General features: G+C 43.7%; 20 protein-coding genes. All 20 read left to right on the top strand.

Annotated elements, in window-relative coordinates; translation table 11 throughout:
* The first annotated feature begins 44 nt into the window (after positions 1–44).
* A complete protein-coding gene (locus AB6E08_RS09150; RefSeq protein ID WP_102250487.1) occupies positions 45–884 on the top strand; it encodes an ExeA family protein in 840 nt (279 codons plus the stop codon).
* 2 nt (positions 885–886) lie between these two features.
* On the top strand, positions 887–2,062 hold the full coding sequence (locus AB6E08_RS09145; RefSeq protein WP_372064144.1) for a tetratricopeptide repeat protein: 1,176 nt from the start codon (positions 887–889) through the stop codon (positions 2,060–2,062).
* Positions 2,052–3,776 carry a GspE/PulE family protein gene (locus AB6E08_RS09140; protein WP_372064142.1) on the top strand — a complete coding sequence of 575 codons (1,725 nt, stop codon included), beginning with the start codon at positions 2,052–2,054 and terminating at the stop codon, positions 3,774–3,776. The genes AB6E08_RS09145 and AB6E08_RS09140 overlap by 11 nt, the downstream gene beginning before the upstream one ends.
* A gap of 12 nt (positions 3,777–3,788) precedes the next feature.
* Entirely contained in the window at positions 3,789–5,012 is a 1,224-nt protein-coding gene (locus AB6E08_RS09135; RefSeq protein WP_372064140.1) for a type II secretion system F family protein, read from the top strand.
* A 3-nt stretch (positions 5,013–5,015) separates the two neighbouring features.
* Positions 5,016–5,471: an MSHA biogenesis protein MshF gene (locus tag AB6E08_RS09130; protein WP_371707667.1), complete on the top strand. Its 456-nt coding sequence runs from the start codon at positions 5,016–5,018 to the stop codon at positions 5,469–5,471.
* Between the two features lie 79 nt (positions 5,472–5,550).
* Positions 5,551–6,126 carry a prepilin-type N-terminal cleavage/methylation domain-containing protein gene (locus AB6E08_RS09125; RefSeq protein ID WP_009847857.1) on the top strand — a complete coding sequence of 192 codons (576 nt, stop codon included), beginning with the start codon at positions 5,551–5,553 and terminating at the stop codon, positions 6,124–6,126.
* 34 nt (positions 6,127–6,160) lie between these two features.
* Entirely contained in the window at positions 6,161–6,649 is a 489-nt protein-coding gene (locus AB6E08_RS09120; protein ID WP_372064138.1) for a type II secretion system protein, read from the top strand.
* A 137-nt stretch (positions 6,650–6,786) separates the two neighbouring features.
* On the top strand, positions 6,787–7,338 hold the full coding sequence (locus AB6E08_RS09115; RefSeq protein ID WP_372064136.1) for a prepilin-type N-terminal cleavage/methylation domain-containing protein: 552 nt from the start codon (positions 6,787–6,789) through the stop codon (positions 7,336–7,338).
* Complete coding sequence (locus tag AB6E08_RS09110; protein ID WP_372064134.1) at positions 7,329–7,889, top strand: prepilin-type N-terminal cleavage/methylation domain-containing protein; 561 nt, start codon at positions 7,329–7,331, stop codon at positions 7,887–7,889. The genes AB6E08_RS09115 and AB6E08_RS09110 overlap by 10 nt, the downstream gene beginning before the upstream one ends.
* Positions 7,889–8,611: a PilW family protein gene (locus tag AB6E08_RS09105; protein WP_017102920.1), complete on the top strand. Its 723-nt coding sequence runs from the start codon at positions 7,889–7,891 to the stop codon at positions 8,609–8,611. The genes AB6E08_RS09110 and AB6E08_RS09105 overlap by 1 nt, the downstream gene beginning before the upstream one ends.
* Complete coding sequence (locus AB6E08_RS09100; protein WP_017102921.1) at positions 8,601–9,038, top strand: hypothetical protein; 438 nt, start codon at positions 8,601–8,603, stop codon at positions 9,036–9,038. The genes AB6E08_RS09105 and AB6E08_RS09100 overlap by 11 nt, the downstream gene beginning before the upstream one ends.
* Entirely contained in the window at positions 9,039–13,403 is a 4,365-nt protein-coding gene (locus AB6E08_RS09095) for a DUF6701 domain-containing protein (RefSeq protein WP_372064131.1), read from the top strand.
* Between the two features lie 148 nt (positions 13,404–13,551).
* Positions 13,552–14,595 (top strand): rod shape-determining protein, encoded by a 1,044-nt coding sequence (locus AB6E08_RS09090; protein WP_009847850.1) that lies wholly within the window; start codon positions 13,552–13,554, stop codon positions 14,593–14,595.
* 94 nt (positions 14,596–14,689) lie between these two features.
* Positions 14,690–15,577, top strand: coding sequence for a rod shape-determining protein MreC (gene mreC / locus AB6E08_RS09085; RefSeq protein WP_012603147.1), 888 nt, complete (start codon positions 14,690–14,692; stop codon positions 15,575–15,577).
* Positions 15,567–16,055: a rod shape-determining protein MreD gene (gene mreD / locus AB6E08_RS09080; protein ID WP_009847848.1), complete on the top strand. Its 489-nt coding sequence runs from the start codon at positions 15,567–15,569 to the stop codon at positions 16,053–16,055. Before mreC ends, mreD begins: the two co-directional genes overlap by 11 nt.
* Positions 16,056–16,062: 7 nt before the next feature.
* Positions 16,063–16,695 carry a nucleoside triphosphate pyrophosphatase gene (locus AB6E08_RS09075; RefSeq protein ID WP_009847847.1) on the top strand — a complete coding sequence of 211 codons (633 nt, stop codon included), beginning with the start codon at positions 16,063–16,065 and terminating at the stop codon, positions 16,693–16,695.
* A 20-nt stretch (positions 16,696–16,715) separates the two neighbouring features.
* Positions 16,716–18,185 (top strand): ribonuclease G, encoded by a 1,470-nt coding sequence (gene rng, locus AB6E08_RS09070; protein ID WP_009847846.1) that lies wholly within the window; start codon positions 16,716–16,718, stop codon positions 18,183–18,185.
* 10 nt (positions 18,186–18,195) lie between these two features.
* On the top strand, positions 18,196–22,068 hold the full coding sequence (locus AB6E08_RS09065) for a YhdP family protein (RefSeq protein ID WP_372064128.1): 3,873 nt from the start codon (positions 18,196–18,198) through the stop codon (positions 22,066–22,068).
* A 115-nt stretch (positions 22,069–22,183) separates the two neighbouring features.
* The gene (locus AB6E08_RS09060; RefSeq protein ID WP_017098898.1) at positions 22,184–22,996 is read left to right on the top strand and encodes a carbon-nitrogen hydrolase family protein; all 813 of its coding nucleotides are present in this window, start codon (positions 22,184–22,186) and stop codon (positions 22,994–22,996) included.
* Between the two features lie 19 nt (positions 22,997–23,015).
* Complete coding sequence (gene tldD, locus AB6E08_RS09055) at positions 23,016–24,461, top strand: metalloprotease TldD (protein ID WP_009847843.1); 1,446 nt, start codon at positions 23,016–23,018, stop codon at positions 24,459–24,461.
* The last annotated feature ends 95 nt before the right edge of the window (positions 24,462–24,556 follow it).

The following is a 24,556-nucleotide window of genomic DNA, read 5'->3' as shown; positions in this document are numbered from 1 at the left end:
TTATCAATGCAGATTGGTAGTGAATTACTAAGCTAGGTCGTCTTATGTATCAAGCTCATTTTGATTTTGAACAGTTACCATTTACGTTAACGCCGAATACCGATTTTTTTTATGGTTTAGCACCTCATTTTGAGGCAATTCAAACGGTAATGTCGGCGTTAGAAATGGGCGAGGGGGTAGTTAAGGTTACAGGAGAGGTCGGCACAGGCAAAACCATGGTGTGCCGAATGCTAGTCAATCATCTCAATGATTGTACTGCTTTAATCTACCTGCCTAACCCAGTGCTATCTGGTGCTGACTTACGACAAGCCGTGGCTAAAGAGCTGGGTTTGACTATTGATAATCCAGCAGCTTTAGTTGATAACATTCAACACAAGCTTATTGAATTGCACAACTCAGGTTTACGAGTGGTTGCGATTCTTGATGAGGCCCAGGCGTTGTCAGATGAAGCTCTAGAGACCTTAAGGTTGTTTGGTAACTTAGAAACTGAAGATAAAAAGCTGCTGCAAATTGTTCTATTAGGGCAGCCGGAATTGGATGCTCGATTAGAGGCTTATCATCTAAGGCAATTTCGTCAAAGAATCACATTTAGTTCGACACTGAGGCCACTGACTCTCGATGAAACGGTAGCTTACATTGATAACCGGATCGCTAAATCTGGTGGCAAATATGCTCCCTTTAGCCTGAGCCATAAAAAAGCGATCTGGCGCTCTTCTTTGGGGATCCCAAGGTTGATTAACCAGTTGTGTCATAAAGCTTTGTTGCTTGCTTTTAGTGAAGATAAGCAAAATATAGAAAACCAACATCTCTTTGCTGCAATGCATGAAACATACGATGTGTGTAAACCTAAATTTAAAACGCCAATGCTGTGGGGTTGGAACTAATTATGAGCGTCATTAATAACGCCTTGTCTGAATTGGCAAAAAAAGAGTCAACAGCATCGATTGAAGCTGCGGTGGTACCTAAAGTAAAAACACGCTCTCCATTGGTTTGGGTGGTCGCAGGTTTTACCCTTAGCTTGGCCATGGGGGGCTGGGCTATATCACAAGGCCCAGCTGTCGATAACTCAATATCAACTCGAGATATACAAGTTTCCGTTATTGATACTTCAGAAGGCAATTCAGAGGGTAGTCCTGAAGCGGCCATTACTCAACCTGTATCCTCGCCGACTAAGAAGTTAGTGACGCTAGATTCAGCGAACCTTTCGGCTCACAACACGGCAATACTAAAAAGTACTCAATCTAAATCGGATTCAGTCATTGCTGCATCAACTCAGTCAGTTACAAAGCCTAAAGTAAACCCTGAATCTCAAGCTATACCTAAATCTCAAAGCACACCTAAAGCAAAAGTAGCAAAGCCAATGCTTGTTGCTAGCGTGGCTAAAAAAGATCCCACACCAGTATCAAATCAACCTGAAACGTCTGGCGATTTAGAAAGTAATGGAATGTTGATTGAGCAGATAGAATTAACGCCTGAACAACTTTCTATTAATGCTCAAGGCCGAGCTCAGAAAGCTCTTGATGCCAATGACCTTTCTGGTGCGTTGAAAGGTTATAACGAAGCGCTTCGTTATGATCCAAGAAATGAAGATGTCCGTCAGAAACTAGCAATTCTCTATTTTGGTAAAGGTGATACTCGCAAAGCGTATGAGTTATTTCAGTCGGGTATCAAACTCAATATCAACAGTGAAAAACTGCGCCTAGGTTTATCGAAGCTACTTGTGAAAGCCAATCAAGCGGAAGCTGCTTTGAGCCCATTAATACACTTACCACCTAGTCCAACTCAAGACTACTTAGCAATGCGCGCTGCATTAAGTCAAAAGTCTCAGCAAGAAGATATTGCGCTAGAGAGCTACCAAAAATTGACTGAGGTCGATTCAGATAATGCTCGCTGGTGGTTAGGTTTAGCGATTCAGCAAGAACGTCAGCTTGATTTCATGGCTGCAAAGCAATCATACCAAGGAGCATTGGTTAGAGTTGGGATCTCATCTCAGTCGCAAGGCTTTGTACGTGATCGTTTAAAAATACTCAATGCTTTAGAGGAGAGTGGCGATGCAAATTAGATTAAGAAAAAGGCTCGGTGATTTGCTCGTAGAAGAGGGCATCATTACTGAAGATCAAGTTGAACAAGCTCTGGCCGCTCAAAAAAGGACAGGCCGCAAGCTTGGTGATGCACTGATCGAGCTTGGCTTTTTATCAGAGCAGCAAATGCTCAGTTTCTTGTCGCAACAGCTTGCTATTCCTCTTATTGATATTAGCCGAGCTAATGTTGACGTCGAAGCTGTGCAGCTTTTACCTGAGGTTCATGCTCGCCGCCTTCGAGCTTTGGTCATTGGGCGTCAAGGTGACACATTACGTGTTGCAATGAGTGATCCTGCTGATCTGTTTGCCCAAGAATCTTTGCTGAGTCAACTAGGCGACTACGCACTCGAATTTGTCGTCGCACAAGAGAGACAATTAGTTGATGGTTTCGACCGTTATTACCGAAGAACCAAAGAGATTGCCTCATTTGCTGAGCAGCTTCATGCTGAGCATAAAGTTAATGAAGCCTTTGACTTTGATATCGCTGAAGAAGACAGCGACGAAGTTACGGTCGTTAAGCTAGTAAACTCGCTGTTTGAAGATGCTATTCAAGTTGGTGCGTCTGATATTCATATTGAACCAGATTCAAACGTATTACGTTTACGTCAGCGTATTGATGGTGTCCTGCATGAAACGTTGTTGAATGAAGTGAATATTGCTTCTGCACTGGTTTTGCGTTTGAAGCTGATGGCTAACCTCGACATTTCAGAGAAACGACTGCCTCAAGATGGTCGCTTTAATATTCGCGTTAAAGGTCAATCGGTCGATATTCGTATGTCGACTATGCCAGTACAGCACGGTGAGTCAGTGGTTATGCGTTTGCTTAATCAATCGGCTGGCCTACGTAAATTGGAGTTGTCAGGCATTCCGAGTGATTTGCTCGTTCGTCTTCGTCATCAATTACGCCGCCCACATGGCATGATTCTCGTAACCGGGCCTACGGGCTCAGGTAAAACAACGACTCTATACGGTGCGTTAAGTGAATTAAACGAACCGGGTAAAAAGATCATTACCGCTGAAGACCCTGTAGAATACCGTCTTCCTCGTGTGAATCAGGTTCAGGTAAACCCTAAGATTAACCTCAATTTCTCAACGATTTTGAGAACCTTCCTACGTCAGGATCCGGATATCATTCTTATTGGTGAGATGCGAGATCACGAAACCGTTGAAATTGGTTTGAGAGCGGCACTTACTGGTCACTTAGTGTTAAGTACTCTGCATACCAACGATGCAGTAGACAGTGCACTGCGTATGATGGACATGGGGGCTCCGGGTTATCTGGTAGCAAGTGCTGTTCGAGCCGTGGTCGCACAGCGGTTAGTTCGTAAGGTATGTACTGATTGCAAGGTTGATGATGAGCTGGATGAAGCGCGTAAGCAATGGTTGAGTGTTCGTTTCCCAAACCAGCGAGGTACGCCATTTATGAAAGGGCGTGGTTGTCAAAATTGTAATTTGACAGGCTACAGTGGTCGTGTTGGTGTGTTTGAAATGTTGGAGCTCGATCAGCCTATGATGGATGCGCTTAGAGCCAATGATGCCGTTGGTTTTGCTCAAACGGCAAGACAGTCTGAAAACTACAAACCGCTGTTAGCTTCTGCGATGGAATTGGCCATGCAGGGTGTTGTGAGCTTTGATGAGGTAATGAACCTTGGCGAAGGTGATGCTTCTGGTGCCACTGATCCAATTTATCTGTAGGGGTAGAGTGATATGCCAACTTATCGTTATGTAGGTCGCAGTTCTGATGGCAGTCAAGTGACAGGCCAGTTGGATGCGAATAACGAAGATCTTGCTGCTGACAGCTTGATGAGTAAAGGGATCATTCCAACTTCGATTAAACTTGGAAAAAGTGGCGGTTCAATCCTGGATATGGATGTATCCAGCCTGTTTTCTCCGAATGTGCCTTTAGAGGTGTTGGTTCTGTTTTGCCGACAGTTGTATAGTTTAACTAAGGCGGGCGTTCCGCTATTAAGATCGATGAAAGGGTTAACTCAACATTGTGAAAATAAGCAACTGAAAGTAGCACTTGAAGAAGTGGTCGCTGAACTTACAAATGGTCGTGGATTAGCAGCATCGATGCAAATGCACCCTAAGGTATTTAGTTCATTGTTTGTATCGATGATCAGTGTTGGTGAAAATACCGGTCGTTTAGACCAGGCATTGTTACAACTGGCTGGATACTACGAACAAGAGGTTGAAACTCGAAAGCGAATCAAAACGGCAATGCGTTACCCAACGTTCGTGATTACTTTTATTACAATCGCTATGTTTGTCTTGAATATATTCGTGATTCCTCAGTTTTCGAGTATGTTCGCGCGTTTTGGGGTCGATTTACCACTTCCAACTCGTATTTTAATGGGGATGTCTGAGTTCTTTGTTAATTACTGGGGGTTAATGCTTGGATTAATCTTTGGTCTTGTTTTTGCTTTTAAAGCATGGGTAAAGACAGATAAAGGGTGGGAAAAGTGGGATCGGCTGCGCTTAAAAATGCCAGTGATTGGTGGAGTGGTCAATCGAGCTCTATTGTCGCGTTTCTCTCGTACCTTTGCTTTGATGCTAAAAGCAGGCGTACCACTGAACCAATCGTTATCGCTATCGGCTGAAGCTCTGGACAATCGTTTTTTAGAACTTCGTGTTCAAGGCATGAAATCGGCAATAGAAGCGGGAAGTACCGTGTCTTCTACCGCGATTAACAGCGAAATTTTTACACCACTCGTGATACAAATGATTTCTGTGGGTGAAGAAACGGGTCGTATTGATGAGTTGCTGCTTGAAGTTGCGGATTTTTACGACCGAGAGGTTGATTACGATCTAAAAACGTTAACCGCTAGAATTGAACCTATTCTGTTGACCATCGTTGCGGGAATGGTGCTTATTTTGGCTCTGGGGATTTTCTTACCGATGTGGGGAATGCTGGATGCAATCAAAGGTTAGAGGATGCTGAATAACCCACAGCGCTCACGTTTTGTTATTTGGGTTGCGGTTATTCTTTTTCTCGTTATGGGACTGCTTTCTGTATGGAAAACCGTAGAAGAAGAAGCTACGAACACGGCATTAATTGTTGCGAGCAAGCGAATTCTTGAGCAAGCTAATTTGTTCAAGCAGCAGTATTTGTTATCCGGTGGGGAGCAAAAAAATGATTCGAAACAGGCAAAGATTTACAGCAGAACGGGATGGGTTATGCCAATTCAAGACTCGGCTCGAAATTGCGGTTATTGGTTGGAGCAATTATATCCTAAGGGGCGTATTTTAGGTCTAAGTACTCCAAGTATTGAAGACAAAAGTGATAATATACACTTTCATTGCCGTTATCATTATAGTGATAAGTATCAGATAGATATCTTACTTAAAAAAGAAAGATTTAGTGTCAAAGTCAATATATTGGCCTTGTGAACGTATTGACGCTGTTTTTATGGTTTTATGCATGGTCAAATGTATAATGCGCATTAGCAATTAGATGAGTAGGTAGAAAGTGCTTAAAAATCAAAAGGGTTTCTCCCTAGTCGAGTTAGTCATAGTGATTGTTGTTGTGGGTTTATTAGCTGTTGCAGCTTTACCCCGTTTCTTGGATGTGACAGACGAAGCCAAGAAAGCCAGTATTGAAGGTGTCGCGGGTGGTTTTGCGACAGGAGTACTTTCAGCAAGAGCGCAATGGGAAGCAGAAGCTCGTCCATCAGAAAGAATTGGTGTTGAAACATACAATACTGTAAATTACGATGGTGTTGATTTTTGGCTAACCAGATCAACAAGTAGCAATGGAAGTACTAATTTTAGAGACGGCTACCCATGGTCTATAAACACAAATTCAGCTTCAGCTCCGTCTAATGATGTGACCGATGCTTCGTGTGTCGATTTAATGGAAAATCTACTTCAGAACCCTCCTAAGGTTGGAACATTAACCAATGTGGCAAATGGTTCGAATTACAAATATTCAGCGCAAGCGGATAATAGCAATGACTACTGCACTTACATTCAATTGGAAGGCGGTACTCAGCATCAATTCGTTTACGAGATTAGAACTGGTCGTGTGACCGTAACACTGCAGTAAACCTGCGTTTAAATATACATAGAGAGAAAAGACTATGAAAAAACAAAGCGGTTTCACCCTAATAGAACTAGTGGTGGTAATTGTTATTCTAGGTATTCTTGCAGTTACTGCAGCACCTCGTTTTCTTAACTTACAAGGTGATGCCCGTGAAGCATCTTTACAAGGTTTAAGAGGTGCAATGGCCGGTGCGTCAGGTATTGTCTTTGGAAGGGCTGCTATTGAAGGTGTCGAAAATATAACCGCGGCTAATAATGCAGCTTTGGCTGATGGCACAACTCTGCATCTAGGATACCCTGCTGCGACATCTGCTGGTATCGTAGCTGTTGTTGATGGCCTTGACGTTACAACTACAGGTGATTGGGCTGTATTTGAAGATGCTGCAAATGATACTTTGTTTGCAACTTTCCAAACAGGCACAGCTTTAATAGCAGCTCCTACAACTTGTTTTGTTAGCTACCTTCTTAATGAAGCTGGTACAAACTCAGTACCACCGACAGTTACAGTTGATAACACTGGTTGTTAGTCGTTTATTCGTATTATCAAGGCCAGCATTGCTGGCCTTTTTTCTGTCTGAAATTCAGGTAAGCAGCAAAGACAACTTCCTTTCCCTGAGTTACACTTAATCTTCAAACTATCAAATATTTAGCGGATTGGATTTCGGTGAATCAATTCAATAGAACATACAGAAAAATCGGGCTTCAGCAGCAAGGCTTCACTTTGGTTGAGTTAATCATTGTGCTCTTGTTGATAGCGATTGTCTCTGCTTACGCTGCTAGCCGCCTTTCCGGAAGGGACAGCTTTTCTGCTTTTGCCGCTCAAGAGCAAGTGGTTTCTGTTATTCGCCAAGTTCAAGTCAATCGAATGCAATCCAATGTTGATCTAGGGGCCGTCGTTGGAGAGAGCAATTTTATTCTCGCTATCGTTGGAAATTGTATCGGCTCGGAAGTGAGCTGTACCGCGCGAAGCCAAGCGCGGAGTGATTGGGTTATGCTCAACGGAGTTAACTTAACGGCTGCATCTGATACCACTCCCGCTATTCCTCTATCTCTAGTTAACTTTGATTTATTAGGTAACCCTACAACAGGTGAAACACCTGCAGGCGTTGTCGTTAACGTTGCAGCTGGTGTGGTGATTACGATTACTTCAAATGTGAATACCTGCCGTGTGGAAATTAACGCGCAAGGTTATGTCGAAAATGGGGTGTGCTCATGAATAGTATTCATAAATCACCTGTAAAAGAACGTGGTTTTACATTAATTGAAAGTGTGATTGTGATTGTGGTTATGGGGCTCGCGATGATGACCATCATAAACTTTTTAGCGCCTCAGGTTAGTCGATCTGGTGATCCTCATTATCAGACTCGTTCAGCCGCGCTAGGGCAAAGTGTGATGTCGATAATTCTTGCTCGAGGGTTCGATGAAAATAGTGACTTTGGTGGCGGGGAACTTAGATGTGGTGAGGGGGCTGCTGTCGGTGTTAATTGCACAGCTGAAGCGAGATTGGGCCCTGAAGAGACTGATATTGCCCTATACAATGATGTCGATGACTATGATGGATGTTGGGAACCCGATGCTGATGTCGCAAACCTCTGTCGAGATTTAAACGAACTTATTGGCGAAGATGGCGCAACAACCTACAACAACTACCGCCTAGATATTGATGTGACGTACCAAACTGTCGATCAACTAAAAAGAATCAACCTAACGATCTCGGCCTCAAATTATCCTCCTATCGTGCTGGATGCCTATCGAGGGAATTACTAATGAGAAGGCAAGGTTTCACTCTTATTGAAATGATTATCACCATGATTGTTGGTAGCATTTTAGTTGTAGGCATTGCTGGGTTTGTTGAGTTAGGTGCGCGTGGCTATGCGGACACCGTAGATAGGCAGCGTTTACAAACTCAAGCAAAGTTTGTCTTAGAAAAAATCACTCGTGAAGTGCGTCATGCTGTACCTAATATGTTCAATCAGAATGCTGTTGTCCCTGGATCTCGCTGTGTTTCATTTTTCCCTATCGTTACCTCTGGTATTTATGCGATGTCGGGCGATGATATTCAATTTGTCACGGCTGATAATGCACTGACGGCCGCTGTTCTAGTCCCGTTATCTTTAGTGATAAATCCTACAGAAGCGGCGCCGACCAATAATATTTTCCCCTTAGCTACTGTAACTGCAACCAATAATACTTTCTTGCTTGCTAATGAGTCTGTAAACCTTGTGGGTAATTCGGTTTCAAATCGACATTATATTTACAATCCTAATGGCCGCGTCACCTATTGCATTGTGAATGGCCGAGTATGGAGAAGTGAAGGTAATGGCGCGCTAATCCCAATTTCGGATACGGGAGTGACTGGGGATTTAGACTATCAACCCGCAAATGTTCAGCGTAATGGTATCGTCCATCTTGAGTTTGAATTTAGAAACCAAGTCGGGGATGAACTGACCAATTTCCAGCAAGACATACAGGTGATCAATGTTCCTTAAAAAAAGACAAGTCGGAAGCCTGTATATTGTCGTCATCTTTGTCTTGGTGGTGATGGGTTTTCTGGCGACAACCTTAAATCGCATAGAGTGGTCCAATCATGACGCACATACAAAAGATGTGATTGGTACTCAAGCCCATCTTTTAGCTCATTCGGCAATAGAGCGAGCCTTAATGCAGATATATCCACCTAGAGCCAACACAACGGTTTCATTTGATGTGGCTGCAGAGTGTGCAAACTTGAATGGAACAGCAATGAACTTCGCAACGACAATTACATGTGCAGATGTTCAAATAACGTGCTCACCAACAGGTGGTCAACTTGTCGATAGTTCTCAGTTATACACAGTAAGAGCGGTCGCAATGTGCGGAACGGGTGTGAATTTAATGCAACGTAGTCAAGATGTGTGGGTGAGGGGAGTAATATAAATGCGCCTACTTAGTAGAGTTAGCCTCGTATTTTTTATTCTTTTTAGTGTGTTGTTTCAAACTAATGCATTGGCTAATCAGTGTTTATCTAAAGGGGCATGGGTAGATGCTCGAAATGGTTTTTGTTTCACTTTTCAAATTGATTCTGATGGAAAAAATCGTGCTCGTTTGGAAGGAACTTACTATTTCCCAATTTGGACCGATGATACTGTTTATCAAGGTTATAGCTCTAATGTTTATGAAAGAGACTATGTATCAGAAAGAAAACAAAGAACTTTCCAAGTTAAATTTACACGAACTTCAAATTATAATGCTAGGCATATTAAAGGCATAATTACCTACTCTGTTGATGGAGTAGTAAAAGGTTCTCCTTTTGCGATCAATTTGTCTCAAAAAACAGGTGTTGATAAATTTTACCCATATTTGAGATTGAACTTAAAAGGAACACAATTTTACGATAGCGATAAATATTGTATTAGTAGTGGTAGCTGTGGAGCATTACCTCCTCCACCCGTAACAAAATTTGATGATGCTCGCTTTGAGTTCGGTCGTTTGGACTCAGCCAACTGTAAAGCTAGCGATTGCACGATCACCTTCAATAAAACCTATAGAACGACTCCATTGGTATTTCTTATGCCAACGATTGATCCTGTTAATCCTGATAGTGATGCGCCTGCAACACTTTCTATAAAAAGCATCAATTCAACGCAAGCGACATTCCATCAAGACGTGGCACCTCAAGACTGGAGTTACAATCTGGCTTCTAAACCAATGTCTTCGATTAGCTACCTTGTTGTTGAGCCCGGAACCATAACATTTAGTGATGGACATAAGGCAATTGCGGGATATATAGAGACTAAAGCGTATCAAGCTCATGGAAAAAAAAGTAACCCTAAATGGGAATCTGCTTCTTATTCAAAATTTAGCTCACACCGAATACAGGATGATGATCCCGTTGTATTTACACAGGTTAATAGTTCAACAAGCCGATGGTTAACGGCAGGCGTAGACGGTGCGGGAAGAACGAGTGCTAAATTCTTTTTAGAGTTAACACGTGTGAATACAAACAATCCGCCTTCTCAAACAGAAAAAATAGCATTTTTAATTTCAGATGAACATGATGGCACGTCAAACGGAATTAATTATGAGTTTGGCCGCATTTCTCTTGATGATGACAGCGGATCCTCAAAACCTATCCTTAAATCTTGTAATGATATGCATGATCTTGAAAACGAATATCAGTCCCTACCTGGAATTGTCGCAAGTAAAGTCACCCGTAAAGGAGGCCAAGGTGGTTGGTTGAGACTTTGTAGCGTGAAGCATAACGGCAGTGACGATAATGACTATCAAGTAGGACTTGTTGTTGATGAAGATCTGTCTCTGAGTGGTTCAAAAGGATGGAGGTCTCATACTGACGAAAAGATCGGGTACTTTGCTTTTCAAGTCAATAAGCTCCCTAAGTTTACGAAAAACTACTGTTCGGCTTTTCCTTCTGCAGTTCAAGGTTGGAGAAACTCGTCAGGTAGCAGTATTGAGATGTGGAACCAATCTAAAATTACCAATGCGTTATTGGAGGCTGGCCAAAGAAAGGTCGGGTTTGGAAGTGCTCAATTTGGGAATGCAGTGAAATGTGATGGGATATCGTGTACTAACGATCCCACAAAGCAAATCGTCCAATCTAAACTGGATGATTTCCTGATAACAAATTCAGGTAGTGATATCTGGAATACAACAAAAACGTTAACACCTTTATCTCAAAAGAGCTTATCAATTGGTCAGTCAACCGTGACACTGACTGCTGGCGACTACTATTTTAATTCTTTGAATATCAATACCCACTCTTCCTTGAATATTCAAGGGAAGGTGATTATTCATACTCGATACTTAAATTTATCGAATAATTCAAGGATTAATAATTCAGGTAATGCAGATAACCTTGTAATAGTTGGGTATGACCCTACTAAAGGTTCATCTGGACAAACGTGCCCTGCATATGGTTGTGAAATGGATTTATCCAGTCAATCACAAATCAAAGCATTGATTTACAGCGAGGGGGAGGTTCGGTTATCTAATGGATCACATGTGTACGGTGCGGTTACCGTTCGTGACCTTCATATGAGTGGAGCATCTCAGATTACCGGGGAAAGCCAATGTTTTTCTGAGCCAGAGTTGGTTATTACTCCAGGCTCTAGCTCTGGGTTAGCTTGTACCGGTATTCCTATAAACTTTAAGTTGGTCGATAAAATAACCAAGCAACCTGTTAATAATTATACGGGAACTCTTGATGTGACAATTCCAAATAATAGTTCGAGGGATGCGTGTTGGTTAAATTCAGATGGAACCTGTTCTGCATCCTTGAGTCACGATTTCGTAGCAGGGCAGACAGCTACTTACACCAAGTCACTGTCAAGTATTGGCCTATCTCCGGTTTCAATCTCTGCTTCTATTCGGGGGCAAAGTAACATCAGTGCAACCGGTGGACCGTATCAGTTTGTGCCTTACGGATTTAAAATTGAAGATAAACAAAGGGTTGATGGAGGTAAGGGGCAGGTTGCTTTCCGAACATTTGAGACCGAAGTTACTGCAGTAGCATCAGGGGCTTCTAACCCAAGGGCATGTCAGAAAATATCGGATTATGATGGAACTAAATCACTTTATGCTTCCTATGAGCAGATAACTCAAGGCAATAGTGGTTGGAATAATGAGCTATTTCTCAATTCGTATAGCATTAAGATCGGCAGTTCACCTTTAAATGGAACTAAAGTGAACAATATTGTTTTTCAGAATGGTGTTGCAAAACTGACTTCTCAATACTGGTCGGCTGGTCATATAAAACTTCATTTGGCAGATGCTGACTGGCAACCCACGAATCAATCTATACCCAATTGGAAAGGCTTACAGAGTTCTACTGATGTGTATGTTAGGCCATTTGCTTTGGTGAGTTGCCAAGATAACTCCGGTGTACCAAATGCCCCATTCCCTTCCGGTAGCTCAACAGGAGGAGCTTCATTTATCGCCGCAGGTAATACTGCTTACTTAGCGGTTAGTGCGATAGCTTGGGAGCCTAGTGCTGATCGTAATAATGACGGTCTCATTGACAGTTCATTTTCGGGGGATTTATGTAGGGCTCTTTCAGTATCTGGCTTTGATGATGAAGTTGTGTATGTCAATTATGCTCTTGAAAGCCCGAGTAATGGCCATAATGGCGTATTAAGCGTTGGTAATAAAAACAGTGGTGATGAATTGTCACCGCAACCTATCCCTGCTGATATGTGGTTGAATGGCTACGCGTATAAGAGCTTAGCTTGGTCTGAAGTAGGTAGCATTAAACTATGGGCAGACAAACCGGACTACCTGAATGGGATGACGGTGCCAGGTTATAAAACAACCGCTGGTCGTTTTTATCCTAAATATTTTCAAGTGGTGAACAATGCGGTGTGGGATTACCCGGGAAATCAATCATATGCATACATGAATCAGCCTTTTGACGGCGTTACATTTGATGTGGAAGCACTGAGTCTACAACTCACTGCGGTGAAGAACTATGGATATTTTAATCCAACAATTACCGCTAACTTTGCTTTGTATGAGGCTAACCCTGTTTTTGTCAGTCGTTTTCATTCTGGGACTCCGAGTAAGTCGTGGGCTTCCGCCTCGGATAAGAGTATTGGCACATTTACGCTACATGAGAATTCGCCTTCTACTAACTGTGCTAGCGAGTTGTGTTGGGCTAAAGCATCATCGGTTGATGGCTATGAGGATGGACCATTCAATACCGCGGTAAGTGCAACCTCGACGATTTCAATTGATGCTGTGGGGAACAACGTCGATCCTATTAGCTATCACTATAATGGTACTCCTCGATTACTAACGGTTCAGCCTACTATTCGATTTGGTCGCGCTGTAATAGATAGCGTTGGTGGAGTTGCTGGTGGTGGTATGAATATACCGCTCCGCATAGAGCATTGGACCGGAACAAGTTTTGCCACTCATGAAGGTGATAACTCGACGAATTTAGCCGGTATAAATACGGAAGGTGACAACCGAGATCTCTGGGTTGAAACGGGAGCTACGGCCGCTGATGTAAATCTTTTAGGGGGCGGTGGTGTTGTGAATGGTATATCTAACTCTATACAGGTTGTTCAAGCGCCAATAGATCCAGAGGTTAGGCAACAAACACAGGTTTGGTTGGAGCTAAATAGCGGTGTAAATGCCGCTCCTTGGCTCCGTTATCGCTGGCAAGATCCTAACCGGGTGGAAGTTGCTGGTGAAGAAGATCCCTCAACAGTAGTCACCTTTGGCATCCATCGCGGGAACGATCGTGTGATCTACCGAGGTGAAAGTGGCTTAATAGGTCAGCAATAATATGATTTTTTGGCTGTTAAGTTAGGAATCTGTAAGAAATTGTGGGTTTCAGTCCATGTTTATACTTCAATGCCTTGCCGTGACAGCAAGGCATTGGTACATTTAGTGCAATTTTTGTCTTCTAATTCTTGCAGGATGAGCGAAGAATATGTTTAAAAAGCTTCGTGGCATGTTTTCAAACGACCTATCGATTGATTTAGGTACTGCCAATACCCTTATATATGTAAAAGGCCAAGGCATTGTTCTTGATGAGCCTTCAGTTGTAGCTATCCGCCAAGATCGTGCGGGTTCTGCAAAGAGTGTCGCTGCGGTTGGTCACGCTGCTAAGCAAATGCTTGGCCGTACGCCTGGTAATATCTCAGCAATCCGTCCAATGAAAGACGGCGTAATTGCTGACTTTTACGTAACGGAAAAAATGCTTCAGCACTTCATTAAGCAAGTGCATGATAACAGTGTTCTTAAACCAAGCCCTCGCGTATTGGTTTGTGTTCCTTGTGGTTCAACGCAAGTTGAGCGCCGTGCAATCCGTGAATCAGCACTGGGTGCTGGTGCTCGTGAGGTTTACCTAATCGATGAGCCTATGGCTGCTGCGATTGGTGCAGGCCTACGTGTATCTGAGCCAACAGGTTCAATGGTGGTTGATATCGGTGGTGGTACGACTGAAGTTGCCGTTATCTCACTAAACGGCGTGGTTTACTCGTCTTCTGTACGTATCGGTGGTGACCGTTTTGATGAAGCTATCATCAACTACGTTCGTCGTAACTACGGCAGCTTGATCGGTGAAGCAACAGCCGAAAAGATCAAACACGAAATCGGTTCTGCTTACCCAGGCGATGAAGTCGATGAGATTGAAGTACGTGGTCGTAACCTTGCTGAAGGTGTTCCTCGTAGCTTTAGCCTGAACTCAAATGAAATCCTTGAAGCGCTTCAAGAACCTTTATCTGGCATCGTATCTGCAGTCATGGTTGCACTTGAACAGTGTCCACCAGAGCTTGCTTCTGATATCTCAGAAAACGGTATGGTACTGACAGGTGGTGGTGCACTGCTTAAAGACCTTGATCGCCTGCTAACTGAAGAAACGGGTATCCCTGTTGTTGTGGCGGAAGAGCCATTAACGTGTGTTGCTCTAGGCGGTGGTAAAGCTCTAGAGATGATCGACATGCACGGCGGTGATCTTTTCAGCGAAGAATAGTATCTAGTGTTAGGCTCTTTTCTTATCTAGTTTTATGTAAAGAGCCTAACACCTTGTCTATAGGATCAAATGTCGCTCTAGGACCAAATATAGAATGAAGCCAATTTTTGGTAGAGGTCCCTCTCTACAATTGCGCCTGTTTTTTGCTGTAACATTATCAGCCAGCCTTATGCTGGCTGATAGTCGTTTAGATGCATTCTCAAATGTCCGCTATCTATTAAACAGCATGGTTGCGCCAATTCAGTATGCCGCTAATTTGCCTCGCACCATGTTTGATGGCGTATACGACCGTTTTAGTACTCGTAAAGGGCTCATTGAATCCAACCATAATATTAAACGAGAAGTCTTACGACTGAAGAGCGAGCTGATTCTGCTTGAGCAATATCAAGAAGAAAACAAGCGCCTTCGCAAGCTGTTAGGTTCACCGTTTATTCGTGATGAGAAGAAGGTCGTCACAGAGGTTATGGCGGTGGATACTTCACCATACCGACATCAAGTCGTGATCGACAAAGGTCAGATTGATGGAGTGTACGAAGGTCAGCCTGTGATCAATGAAAAAGGCATTGTTGGTCAAGTCACTTTTGTTGCTGCTCATAATAGTCGTGTTTTGCTACTGACTGATGCAAATAACGCAATTCCTGTTCAGGTTATTCGTAACGATATACGTGTGATTGCTTCTGGTAATGGCATGATTGATGAGATCCAGTTAGAGCACATTCCAACCAGTACTGATATTCAAGAAGAAGATCTGTTGGTGACATCTGGACTCGGTGGTGTATATCCAGAGGGTTACCCAGTCGCTTATGTGACTGCCGTTGATTATGACCCGAAGCGCGAGTTCGCCGTTATCAAAGCAGAACCTGTAGTTGAGTTTGATAAGCTCAGATACTTGTTGCTTGTGTGGCCTGATGAAAATAAACAGATGCAAGCAGAGCAATCTAGTATCGAACAAGCATTGTTAGAAGGTGAAAATGGCCAATAGCGTTTTAAGAAGCAAAGTAGTAATTGGCTGCTCATTTTTGATAGCACTTATTCTACAAACGATCCCTTGGCCGGGTAGTTTAGACCTATTCAGGCCATCTTGGTTATTACTGGTTACCTGCTATTGGGTTTTAGCGTTACCTTACAGAGTTAACGTTGGTAGTGCTCTAGTACTGGGCTTATTGTGGGACCTTTTGATCGGTTCGACTCTCGGTATTAGAGGCATGATGATGGCAATAGTAATGTACATTATTGCAATGAACTTCCTCGTGATTCGAAATATGGCGCTATGGCAGCAAGCGATAATCATTGCAGCCTTAACAGTGTTGTTTGAGGTGCTAATATTCTTTGGTGAATATTTGATCCAAGATGTCGTTTTCAATCCGTTATCGCTATGGAGCGCATTGATAAACTGTATACTTTGGCCTTGGATGTTTTTATTAATGAGACGTGTACGTCGCCATTGGCATGTAAGGTAGAGTGACGATGGAAAAGAAACATTTAGTTTTGGCATCCGGCTCTCCACGCCGCAAAGAATTGTTATCTCAACTCGGTTATGAGTTTTATGTCCTTGTAACTGATGTCGAAGAGTGTAAACACGCTCAAGAAACCGCCGAAGAGTACGTTAAGCGACTATCTTTAGATAAAGCCTTAGCTGCGTTGTCTTTATTGAAAGATAACCCTTCTGAAAAACAGCATGTTGCTTCTGGTTCTGATACTGTAGTTGCTAGTTCTCTTGATTCTGAAACAGTGGTTCTGGGCTCTGACACGGTCGTCGTAAGCCAAGGGCAAGTGCTCGAGAAGCCAATAGACCTTGCTGACTCTAAGCGTATGCTTACTCAGTTAGCGAATGATCGTCACCAAGTGATGACGGCAGTTTCTGTTGTATCGGAAGAAAAACAAAAGACAGAAATCATTATTACCGACGTATGGTTTAAACCCCTCAGTGAAAAAGAAATAGAACAATACTGGCAAACAGGGGAGCCATGCGATAAAGCTGGTAGCTATGGGATCCAAGGTTTGGGCGGACGCTTTGTTACCCGAATCGAAGGTAGTTATTACGCCGTTGTCGGCTTACCTTTATTTGAAACGGACCAGCTACTGCAAGAATTCTTATAATTACTAATCTGAGGTGCACCATGAGTGCTGAATTGTTGCTGAACGTGACCCCGAGTGAGACTCGTGTGGCCATGATTGAAGGGGGAGCTCTTCAAGAGATCCATGTCGAACGAGATGCTCGACGCGGGATCGTAGGAAATATCTACAAAGGACGTGTAAGCCGTGTTTTGCCTGGAATGCAGGCGGCATTTGTGGATATTGGCCTTGATAAAGCAGCTTTTTTGCACGCCTCTGATATTGTCCCCCACACTGAATGTGTTGCTGAGAATGAAAAGAAGCAATTTCAGGTTCGTGATATTTCAGAGCTTGTTCGCCAAGGGCAAGATATTGTCGTTCAAGTGGTCAAAGATCCTCTTGGTACCAAAGGTGCCCGTCTAACCACAGACATTACTTTGCCATCTCGTTATCTGGTATTCATGCCGGGCGCAAGCCACGTTGGTGTTTCTCAGAGAATTGATAGTGAGTCAGAACGCAACCGCCTAAAAAAAGTCGTGTCTCGTTACTGTGACGAGCACGGTGGCTTTATCATCCGCACGGCAGCAGAAGGCGCAGATTCAAATGAGTTGGCGCAAGATGCCGCATTCTTGAAGCGATTATGGCTAAAGGTGTTAGAACGTCGTGGTAAGCACAAAGCTCGTACTCGCTTGTATGGTGAGTTGTGCTTAAGCCAACGTATCTTACGTGATTTTGTCGGTACTGAGCTGAGCAAGATTCAGGTCGATTCTCGTCTAGAATATGAAAATCTAAAAGAGTTTACTTCTGAATACGTGCCTGAGCTAACAGACAAGCTTGAGTTGTATGAAGGTGATAAGCCTATCTTTGATATGTACGATACCGAGAACGAAATTCAACGTTCATTGGATCGCAAAGTCGAATTGAAGTCTGGTGGGTATCTGATTATCGACCAAACAGAAGCGATGACAACCGTCGACATCAATACTGGTGCCTTTGTTGGTCGTCGTAATCTAGAAGAGACGATTTTCAATACTAACGTCGAAGCGACACAAGCTATTGCTCGTCAACTTCGCCTTCGTAACTTAGGCGGCATCATCATTATCGATTTTATTGATATGCTGTCTGAAGAACACCGTAAGCGAGTACTAACTTCTTTAGAAGCTGCATTAGACAAAGACCGTGTGAAAACCAACATTAATGGCTTCACACAGCTTGGTTTGGTTGAGATGACTCGTAAACGTACTCGTGAAAGTATTGAGCATATTCTGTGTTCTAGCTGCCCTGCTTGTGAAGGTCGCGGTAGCGTGAAGACAGTTGAAACCGTTTGTTATGAAATTCTTCGAGAGATCACACGAGTGAATCGCGCGTATGACGCCGATAAGTTTGTTGTTTATGCGGCGGCTGCCGTTGCCGAGGCGTTAGAAGGCGAGGAATCTCACGCGCTTGCTGAGCTTGAAGTGTTTATTGGTAAGCAAGTTAAAATCCAGGCTGAGCCTCTGTACATACAAGAGCAGTTTGATGTTGTTATGATGTAATGGATATTTTGTGAGTTCAAGCGTTACTCTGATTCTTCGTACATGTTTATGGTTAGTGGTTACTCTCTTAGTAACACTAGCCATTGCTGTCACTACACTGCGTGTAGCCTTACCCAATTTAAATAAGTATCAATCTGAAATTGAGCTTTGGGTAAACCAACATTCCGGTTTTGAGTTTTCTATTCAAGATGTGGGTGGTTTTTGGCGTAACACTCATCCCTCTATTGCTCTGCAAGGTGTTAAGGCTAGCCTTCCCAACGCAGAAGATGTAGCTTTCTCTGTTGAGCGTGTTGAAGTTGAGTTTGACTTGATTCAATCGGTCGTGCAGATGCGTCCTGTCGTGGCCGATTTGGTCATGAATCAAATGTACCTCGACATCCGCTCAATTGATCTATTTGCCGGGCAAAACGGTAAAGATGTACCTAAAGACCCCGGCTCTTCCAAGCGAGTGATGCAGGAGCTGGACAATTTACTTTTAAAAACTTTGGTGGATGTGACCGCTAAAGATTCCTCTCTTCTATATCGAACTATCTCTGGTGAAGAACGTCAGCTTGATATCGAAACTTTAAAATGGCAAAACTCAGGTAAACATCACCTTGCGGAGGGTGTAGTAAGTATTAAAGACGCTAACCTCAACTCTTTGTCAGTAAGTGCTAACTTTGTTGATGGTGGTTCTTTAACTGATATGACGGGCGAGTTTTATGTCAGCGCGGATAGTATCTCAGTAATGCCTTGGTTAACTCGTTATATGCAGGCAGAATCCGGCATTGAGACGGGCACGGTGAGCTTGAATAGCTGGCTAACGCTACGAAATAGCAAGCCAGTTAGCGCTTATGTTGAGGTATTACCTTCAGAACTGACTTGGAATGAAGGTGGTCAACATGACTTGATGCTTGAGTCGGGTGTTTTTAAATTATCACCAATTGATGGTGGATGGCAGGTAAATGGTCACTCACTAAATCTAAGAACGGATGACAGGCCTTGGCCTGAGCTTGATGTCGCTTTTAAGTGGAATAAAGGCCCGTGGGAACTTAATGTTTCTGAACTTGATGTTGAAACCATTACCCCGTTGATCAAGTTGATGCCAGATTCTTCGCAATCTACCCAAATGATCAATGCATTGGCTCCGGGCGGTATCGTTTCAGACATTCGCGTTGCGATGGGCTCTGGAATTGAAAGCTTGCGTTACTCTGCGAACTTTTCCGATTTGGCGATCGAACAATGGGAGTTAGTCCCTGGCTTTAGCCAAGTATCAGGGCATGTGTTTGGCTCGGCTTCGGAAGCGAAAGCCAGCTTATATGTTATTGATGATGTGTTTCCTTATGGTGATGTTTTCCAAGCGCCTCTGAATATCAAACAAGGTCAGGTTGATATTGTTTGGCAGCAAGATGAAAACGGCTGGAAACTGTGGTCGGACAAAATCACTGCAGCCACGCCAGATTTACAAGTACTAGGCGCATTTCGCTTGGACTTTCCAGATAACGCTAGCCCTTACCTTTCTTTTTATGGTGAAGCGGACGCTTACAACGTCGGTGAGACATGGCGCTATTTGCCGACATTAGCACTTGGCCAAGACTTAACCGATTACCTTTCAACAGCGATTCAAGCGGGTAAGGCCGACACCGTTAAATTACTTTGGCATGGTGAATTAGCCCAATACCCGTACACCAATCATGATGGTATTTTCCAAGTTTGGGTTGGCTTAGAAGACGCTAAGTTCAGCTTCGATACCGCGTGGCCATTGATAACCGACCTTCAACTTGACCTGTTATTTGAAAATGATGCGATGTATTTAGACTCTCGCTCCGCTCAATTGATGGATGTGGCGGCAGATCGAATCACTGGTCGTATTCCTTATTTAGGGGAAGGCGGTCATATCGAAATTGAAGCTAAAGCAACGGCGTCTGGTAATGCAGTTCGAAATTACATGACTGCTTCGCCACTCGTAGATTCTGTGGGTGCTGCGTTAACTGCGCTTAAAGTGAGTGGTGATGTCTCTTCTGAGTTCCAGCTTAATATTCCGTTTGATTCTGAACAAGAACCTAGAGCGTGGGGATATGCAGATCTGAGTGGTAATCATGTTGAGATTGAAGCTCCACCAATGGTGCTAGAGAACACCACTGGTCGTATTGAATTTGATAATGATGTCGTGACAGCAAGTGGTCTTGCCGCTGATTTGCTTAATCAAGGTATCTCGGTTGACTTTAAAGGTCTTAATGATGGACCTGGCTATGCAGTGGATCTTGATGTGTTAGGTGATTGGGACGTCAATCCTCTAAAGCCGTATGTCGGAGAGCAGTGGTTAAGCCGTTTGTCGGGTCATGCACAATGGCAAAGCCAGATCGATATTCAACTTAATGATATTGGTTTTACTTACCAACTCGACTTACAGTCAGACCTCAAATACTTAGCGAGTGATTACCCATACCCATTAGCCAAAAAGTCATTAGAAAGTGGTTCTGCAAGGCTACAAGCCTCGGGCAATCAAGAATCGATTACCGCGCGTCTGCAATTGCCGAGCACTAAATACCAAGCTGAGATTGATATTTCCGGCGATGTTCCTGAATTAACGGCGACCAATTTAGTCCTTGGTCGTGGTGGCTATAAAATTAGCCCCGTGGTAGGGCACCATGCCTTGATTCGTACCGATAAGTTCAATGCCGATGACTGGCTGTCAGTAGTCATGGAGCCAGTGCAACCATCGGATGCTGTCCTTAGCCAGATGAACACGCCAACCATTCCAGCGCCACGTCGCATCACCTTCGAGAGCAAAGAGCTGATCTTAGGTGGTATTTCTTGGAATGATGTTGATTTTAGCGCTCGAAAAAATAAGCAAGCATGGCAAATGGAAGTCTCTAGTCAAGAGTTAGAAGGTGATGTCAATTACTTGCCTCCTTATGATTTGACTGTTTCATTGGATCGCCTGCATCTGTTTGTTCCTGAGTGGAGTGACAAGAAAAACCAAGACCAACTGCTACAGCGTAAGGCGCAAGAAGCACCGTTGATCTCTGAGTTGGATAGAAAGATCCATGATGCGATGCCGAATTTGACGCTGACCCTGAACGACTTTTGGCTGCAAGGGTATAAAGTTGGTAAGGTTGATGTTGAGATGACTAGGCAGGAAGATCGCATTGAGTGGAATAAGATTCAGGTTCGAAGCGGCGGAAATAAAGCGGATATCAGTGGCTGGTGGGAACTGCAAGGTGATAAGAGTCACTCATCGTTAACTCTTGATGTTGAAGGTGAAAACAACAGCGAGTTAATGGAACGCTTCGGTATTACTTCCGGGATTCAAAAAGCGCCCTTTGAGTTAGAAGGTCAATTGAATTGGGATGGTTCGCCTTGGGGGATCAAAATGGATACCCTTGATGGCAACGTTAAAACCCAATTTGGTAAAGGTATTATCTCGGATGTGAGTGGCGCAGCTCGATTACTGGGGCTGTTTAGCCTAGATTCGATTATCCGTAAGATGCAGCTCGACTTCTCGGACGTATTTGATAATGGCATGGCATTCAACAGCATCACAGGAACTGGCGAGATTCAAAATGGTATCTTTCTGACTAATGATCTGAATATGGATGCGGTCGCCGGTGAGATGAAAATAAAAGGGATCGCCAACCTCAATACACGCGAGGTCGATGCTGAAGTGAACTTCACCCCAGATATCACCTCCGGGATTCCAGTATTAACGGCTTTTGCGGTAACGCCTCAAACAGCGCTATACGTGTTAGCGGTGACTACGGTTATTTCTCCGGTTGTTGAAGTCTTTACCCAAGTTAATTATTCGGTGAAAGGGCCGTTGGATTCACCAACAGTGAGCGAGCTTTCTCGCAGTTCTGGAGAATTTCAGCTACCAGAAAAACTCAGAAAATTAGCCGAATAAGCCTTAAATTAGCCAAATAAACCTTAAATTAGCCGAAAAGACCTTAGTATCCTAATCAGCTAATATACGGTGAAATGCTGATTTCTGAATCATAATGAATGGAGGAGCGATACACATGGATTGTGTTGGGTTGATTCAAATGACATCAGGCCCTCGCCCTGACTTGAACTTTGATTATCTTGCTCAAGAAGTAGCAAAGTGCAAAGAGTTGGGGGCTAAGTGGGTTGTGTGCCCTGAAAACGCGTTAGTCTTTGGCAGTAAAGCCGACTATCACCAGTATGCTGAGCCTCTAAATGATGGCCCACTGCAAAAGAAAGTCTCTGAGCTAGCAAAGCTTTACCGAATTTGGATTGTTATTGGCAGTATGCCGATAAGCACAGCTAAAGGCGTGACTACCACAACCTTGGTGATTGATGATTTTGGTTGTCTAGTGGCCCATTACGATAAGTTACACATGTTTGATGTGGATGTTGCTGATGCACATAAGTGCTATCGAGAATCGGATATTTTCACGCCCGGTGACCGAGTGGTAACAACGGAAACGCCTTTTGGTCGCTTAGGTTTGAGTATTTGTTATGATGTGCGCTTTCCGCACTTGTATTCAGAGTTACGCAAGCAAGGTGCACAAATCATAGTGGTACCGGCAGCTTTTACCGCAGTAACAGGGCAAGCTCACTGGGAAGCATTATTAAGATGCCGCGCGATCGAAACGCAATCGTGGATTATCGCGGTAGGGCAAGGCGGAAATCACCCTTGCCAAAGAGAAACATGGGGACACTCAATGGTGGTTGATCCATGGGGGCGAGTGGTTGCACAGCTAGACCAAGATCCTAAAAGTATGGTGGTTGAGATAGACACATCCAGTTGCGAATCAATCAGGCAAAATATGCCAATCGCGCAGCATTCTCGATTTACCAATCAATTTTAATTACAAATAAGAGCCATTTATGAGCATCAATCAAATTGAAGAAGCGCTACTGAACCCAACAGGGCTGACGGAGCAAAATATCGCAGATACATTGGCGAGCATTGCTACCCGCCAAATTGATTATGCTGATATTTACTTTCAGTCAAGCTGGCATGAATCTTTAGTGCTAGAAGACAGCATTATTAAAGACGGCTCTTTCAATATCGATTGTGGTCTTGGTGTACGAGCGGTATCTGGTGAAAAAACCGGTTTTGCTTACTCTGACCAAATCCAATTGGATGGCCTTAAACAGAGTGCAATCGCGGCTCGCGGTATCGCTAAGCAAGGGCAAAACGGTAAGGTACAAGCTTTCAAACGTAACTCTAACCAAGCTTACTATGATGCAGTTAACCCGCTAGCAAGCTGGGAAAAGCAGCAAAAGACAGAATTACTTAAAGCGCTTGATGCTTACATTCGCACTAAAGAACCGATGGTAACTGAAGTATCGGTGAGCCTAAGTGGTGTACATGAACAGATGCTCGTTGCGGCAACTGATGGTACTTTCGCTGGTGATATTCGCCCGTTGGTTCGTCTATCAATTAGCGTACTTGCACAGAAAGGCGATCGTCGTGAACGTGGCAGTGCCGGTGGCGGTGGTCGTTTTGGTTACGATTTCTTCTTAAGTGATGCTAACGGTTCTCAAGTTGCTTACCAATTCGCTGATGAAGCCATTCGCCAAGCATTAGTTAACCTTGAAGCGGTTGCTGCGCCTGCTGGTGCAATGCCTGTGGTTCTTGGTTCTGGTTGGCCGGGTGTTCTACTGCATGAAGCGGTAGGCCACGGTTTAGAAGGTGATTTCAACCGTAAAGAGTCTTCAGTATTTTCTGGCAAAATCGGCGAGCAAGTTACATCAAGCCTATGTACGATTGTTGATGACGGCACATTAACAGATCTACGCGGTTCATTGAACGTTGATGATGAGGGTGTTAATGGTCAGTACAATACGCTAATCGAAAACGGCATCCTAAAAGGTTACATGCAAGATAAGCTAAACGCTCGTCTAATGGGTGTAGCGCCGACAGGTAATGGTCGTCGTGAGTCTTACGCGCATCTTCCAATGCCACGTATGACGAATACATACATGCTGCCGGGCGAACACACACCGGAAGAGATCATTGCAACGGTTGAGAAAGGCATCTACGCACCGAACTTCGGTGGCGGTCAGGTTGATATCACATCAGGTAAGTTTGTGTTCTCAGCTTCTGAAGCGTACATGATTGAAAACGGTAAGATCACTCACCCAGTGAAGGGCGCGACGCTGATCGGTTCTGGTATCGAAGCAATGCAGCAGGTGTCTATGGTCGGTAATGACCTAAGCATTGACCGTGGTGTTGGTGTTTGTGGTAAGGCTGGTCAAAGTGTACCAGTGGGTGTTGGTCAACCAACATTGAAACTAGACTCGCTAACGGTTGGTGGTACTGAGTAATTCAGGTCAGCAGCACGAGTTAATTTCAAAATCTCTCGTCATAAAATAGATTGAAAGCGCCTCTATTGTGAGGCGCTTTTTGTTTATAGGTTACT

Source organism: Vibrio sp. 10N.247.310.24 (genome assembly GCF_041467175.1).
Classification (GTDB): domain Bacteria; phylum Pseudomonadota; class Gammaproteobacteria; order Enterobacterales; family Vibrionaceae; genus Vibrio; species Vibrio tasmaniensis_A.
The sequence above is the reverse complement of the archived record's forward strand: the minus strand, read 5'-3'. Positions and strand labels throughout refer to the sequence as shown.

Excerpts from the sequence above, each read along its gene's own strand:
- AB6E08_RS09075 (WP_009847847.1), top strand. The coding sequence starts at position 16,063 with ATGGAAAAGAAACATTTAGTTTTGGCATCCGGCTCTCCACGCCGCAAA.
- AB6E08_RS09105 (WP_017102920.1), top strand. The coding sequence starts at position 7,889 with ATGAGAAGGCAAGGTTTCACTCTTATTGAAATGATTATCACCATGATT.
- AB6E08_RS09140 (WP_372064142.1), top strand. The coding sequence starts at position 2,052 with ATGCAAATTAGATTAAGAAAAAGGCTCGGTGATTTGCTCGTAGAAGAG.
- AB6E08_RS09060 (WP_017098898.1), top strand. The coding sequence starts at position 22,184 with ATGGATTGTGTTGGGTTGATTCAAATGACATCAGGCCCTCGCCCTGAC.
- AB6E08_RS09100 (WP_017102921.1), top strand. The coding sequence starts at position 8,601 with ATGTTCCTTAAAAAAAGACAAGTCGGAAGCCTGTATATTGTCGTCATC.
- AB6E08_RS09130 (WP_371707667.1), top strand. The coding sequence starts at position 5,016 with ATGCTGAATAACCCACAGCGCTCACGTTTTGTTATTTGGGTTGCGGTT.
- mreD (WP_009847848.1), top strand. The coding sequence starts at position 15,567 with ATGGCCAATAGCGTTTTAAGAAGCAAAGTAGTAATTGGCTGCTCATTT.
- mreC (WP_012603147.1), top strand. The coding sequence starts at position 14,690 with ATGAAGCCAATTTTTGGTAGAGGTCCCTCTCTACAATTGCGCCTGTTT.
- AB6E08_RS09095 (WP_372064131.1), top strand. The coding sequence starts at position 9,039 with ATGCGCCTACTTAGTAGAGTTAGCCTCGTATTTTTTATTCTTTTTAGT.
- tldD (WP_009847843.1), top strand. The coding sequence starts at position 23,016 with ATGAGCATCAATCAAATTGAAGAAGCGCTACTGAACCCAACAGGGCTG.
- AB6E08_RS09145 (WP_372064144.1), top strand. The coding sequence starts at position 887 with ATGAGCGTCATTAATAACGCCTTGTCTGAATTGGCAAAAAAAGAGTCA.
- AB6E08_RS09150 (WP_102250487.1), top strand. The coding sequence starts at position 45 with ATGTATCAAGCTCATTTTGATTTTGAACAGTTACCATTTACGTTAACG.
- AB6E08_RS09120 (WP_372064138.1), top strand. The coding sequence starts at position 6,161 with ATGAAAAAACAAAGCGGTTTCACCCTAATAGAACTAGTGGTGGTAATT.
- rng (WP_009847846.1), top strand. The coding sequence starts at position 16,716 with ATGAGTGCTGAATTGTTGCTGAACGTGACCCCGAGTGAGACTCGTGTG.
- AB6E08_RS09090 (WP_009847850.1), top strand. The coding sequence starts at position 13,552 with ATGTTTAAAAAGCTTCGTGGCATGTTTTCAAACGACCTATCGATTGAT.
- AB6E08_RS09135 (WP_372064140.1), top strand. The coding sequence starts at position 3,789 with ATGCCAACTTATCGTTATGTAGGTCGCAGTTCTGATGGCAGTCAAGTG.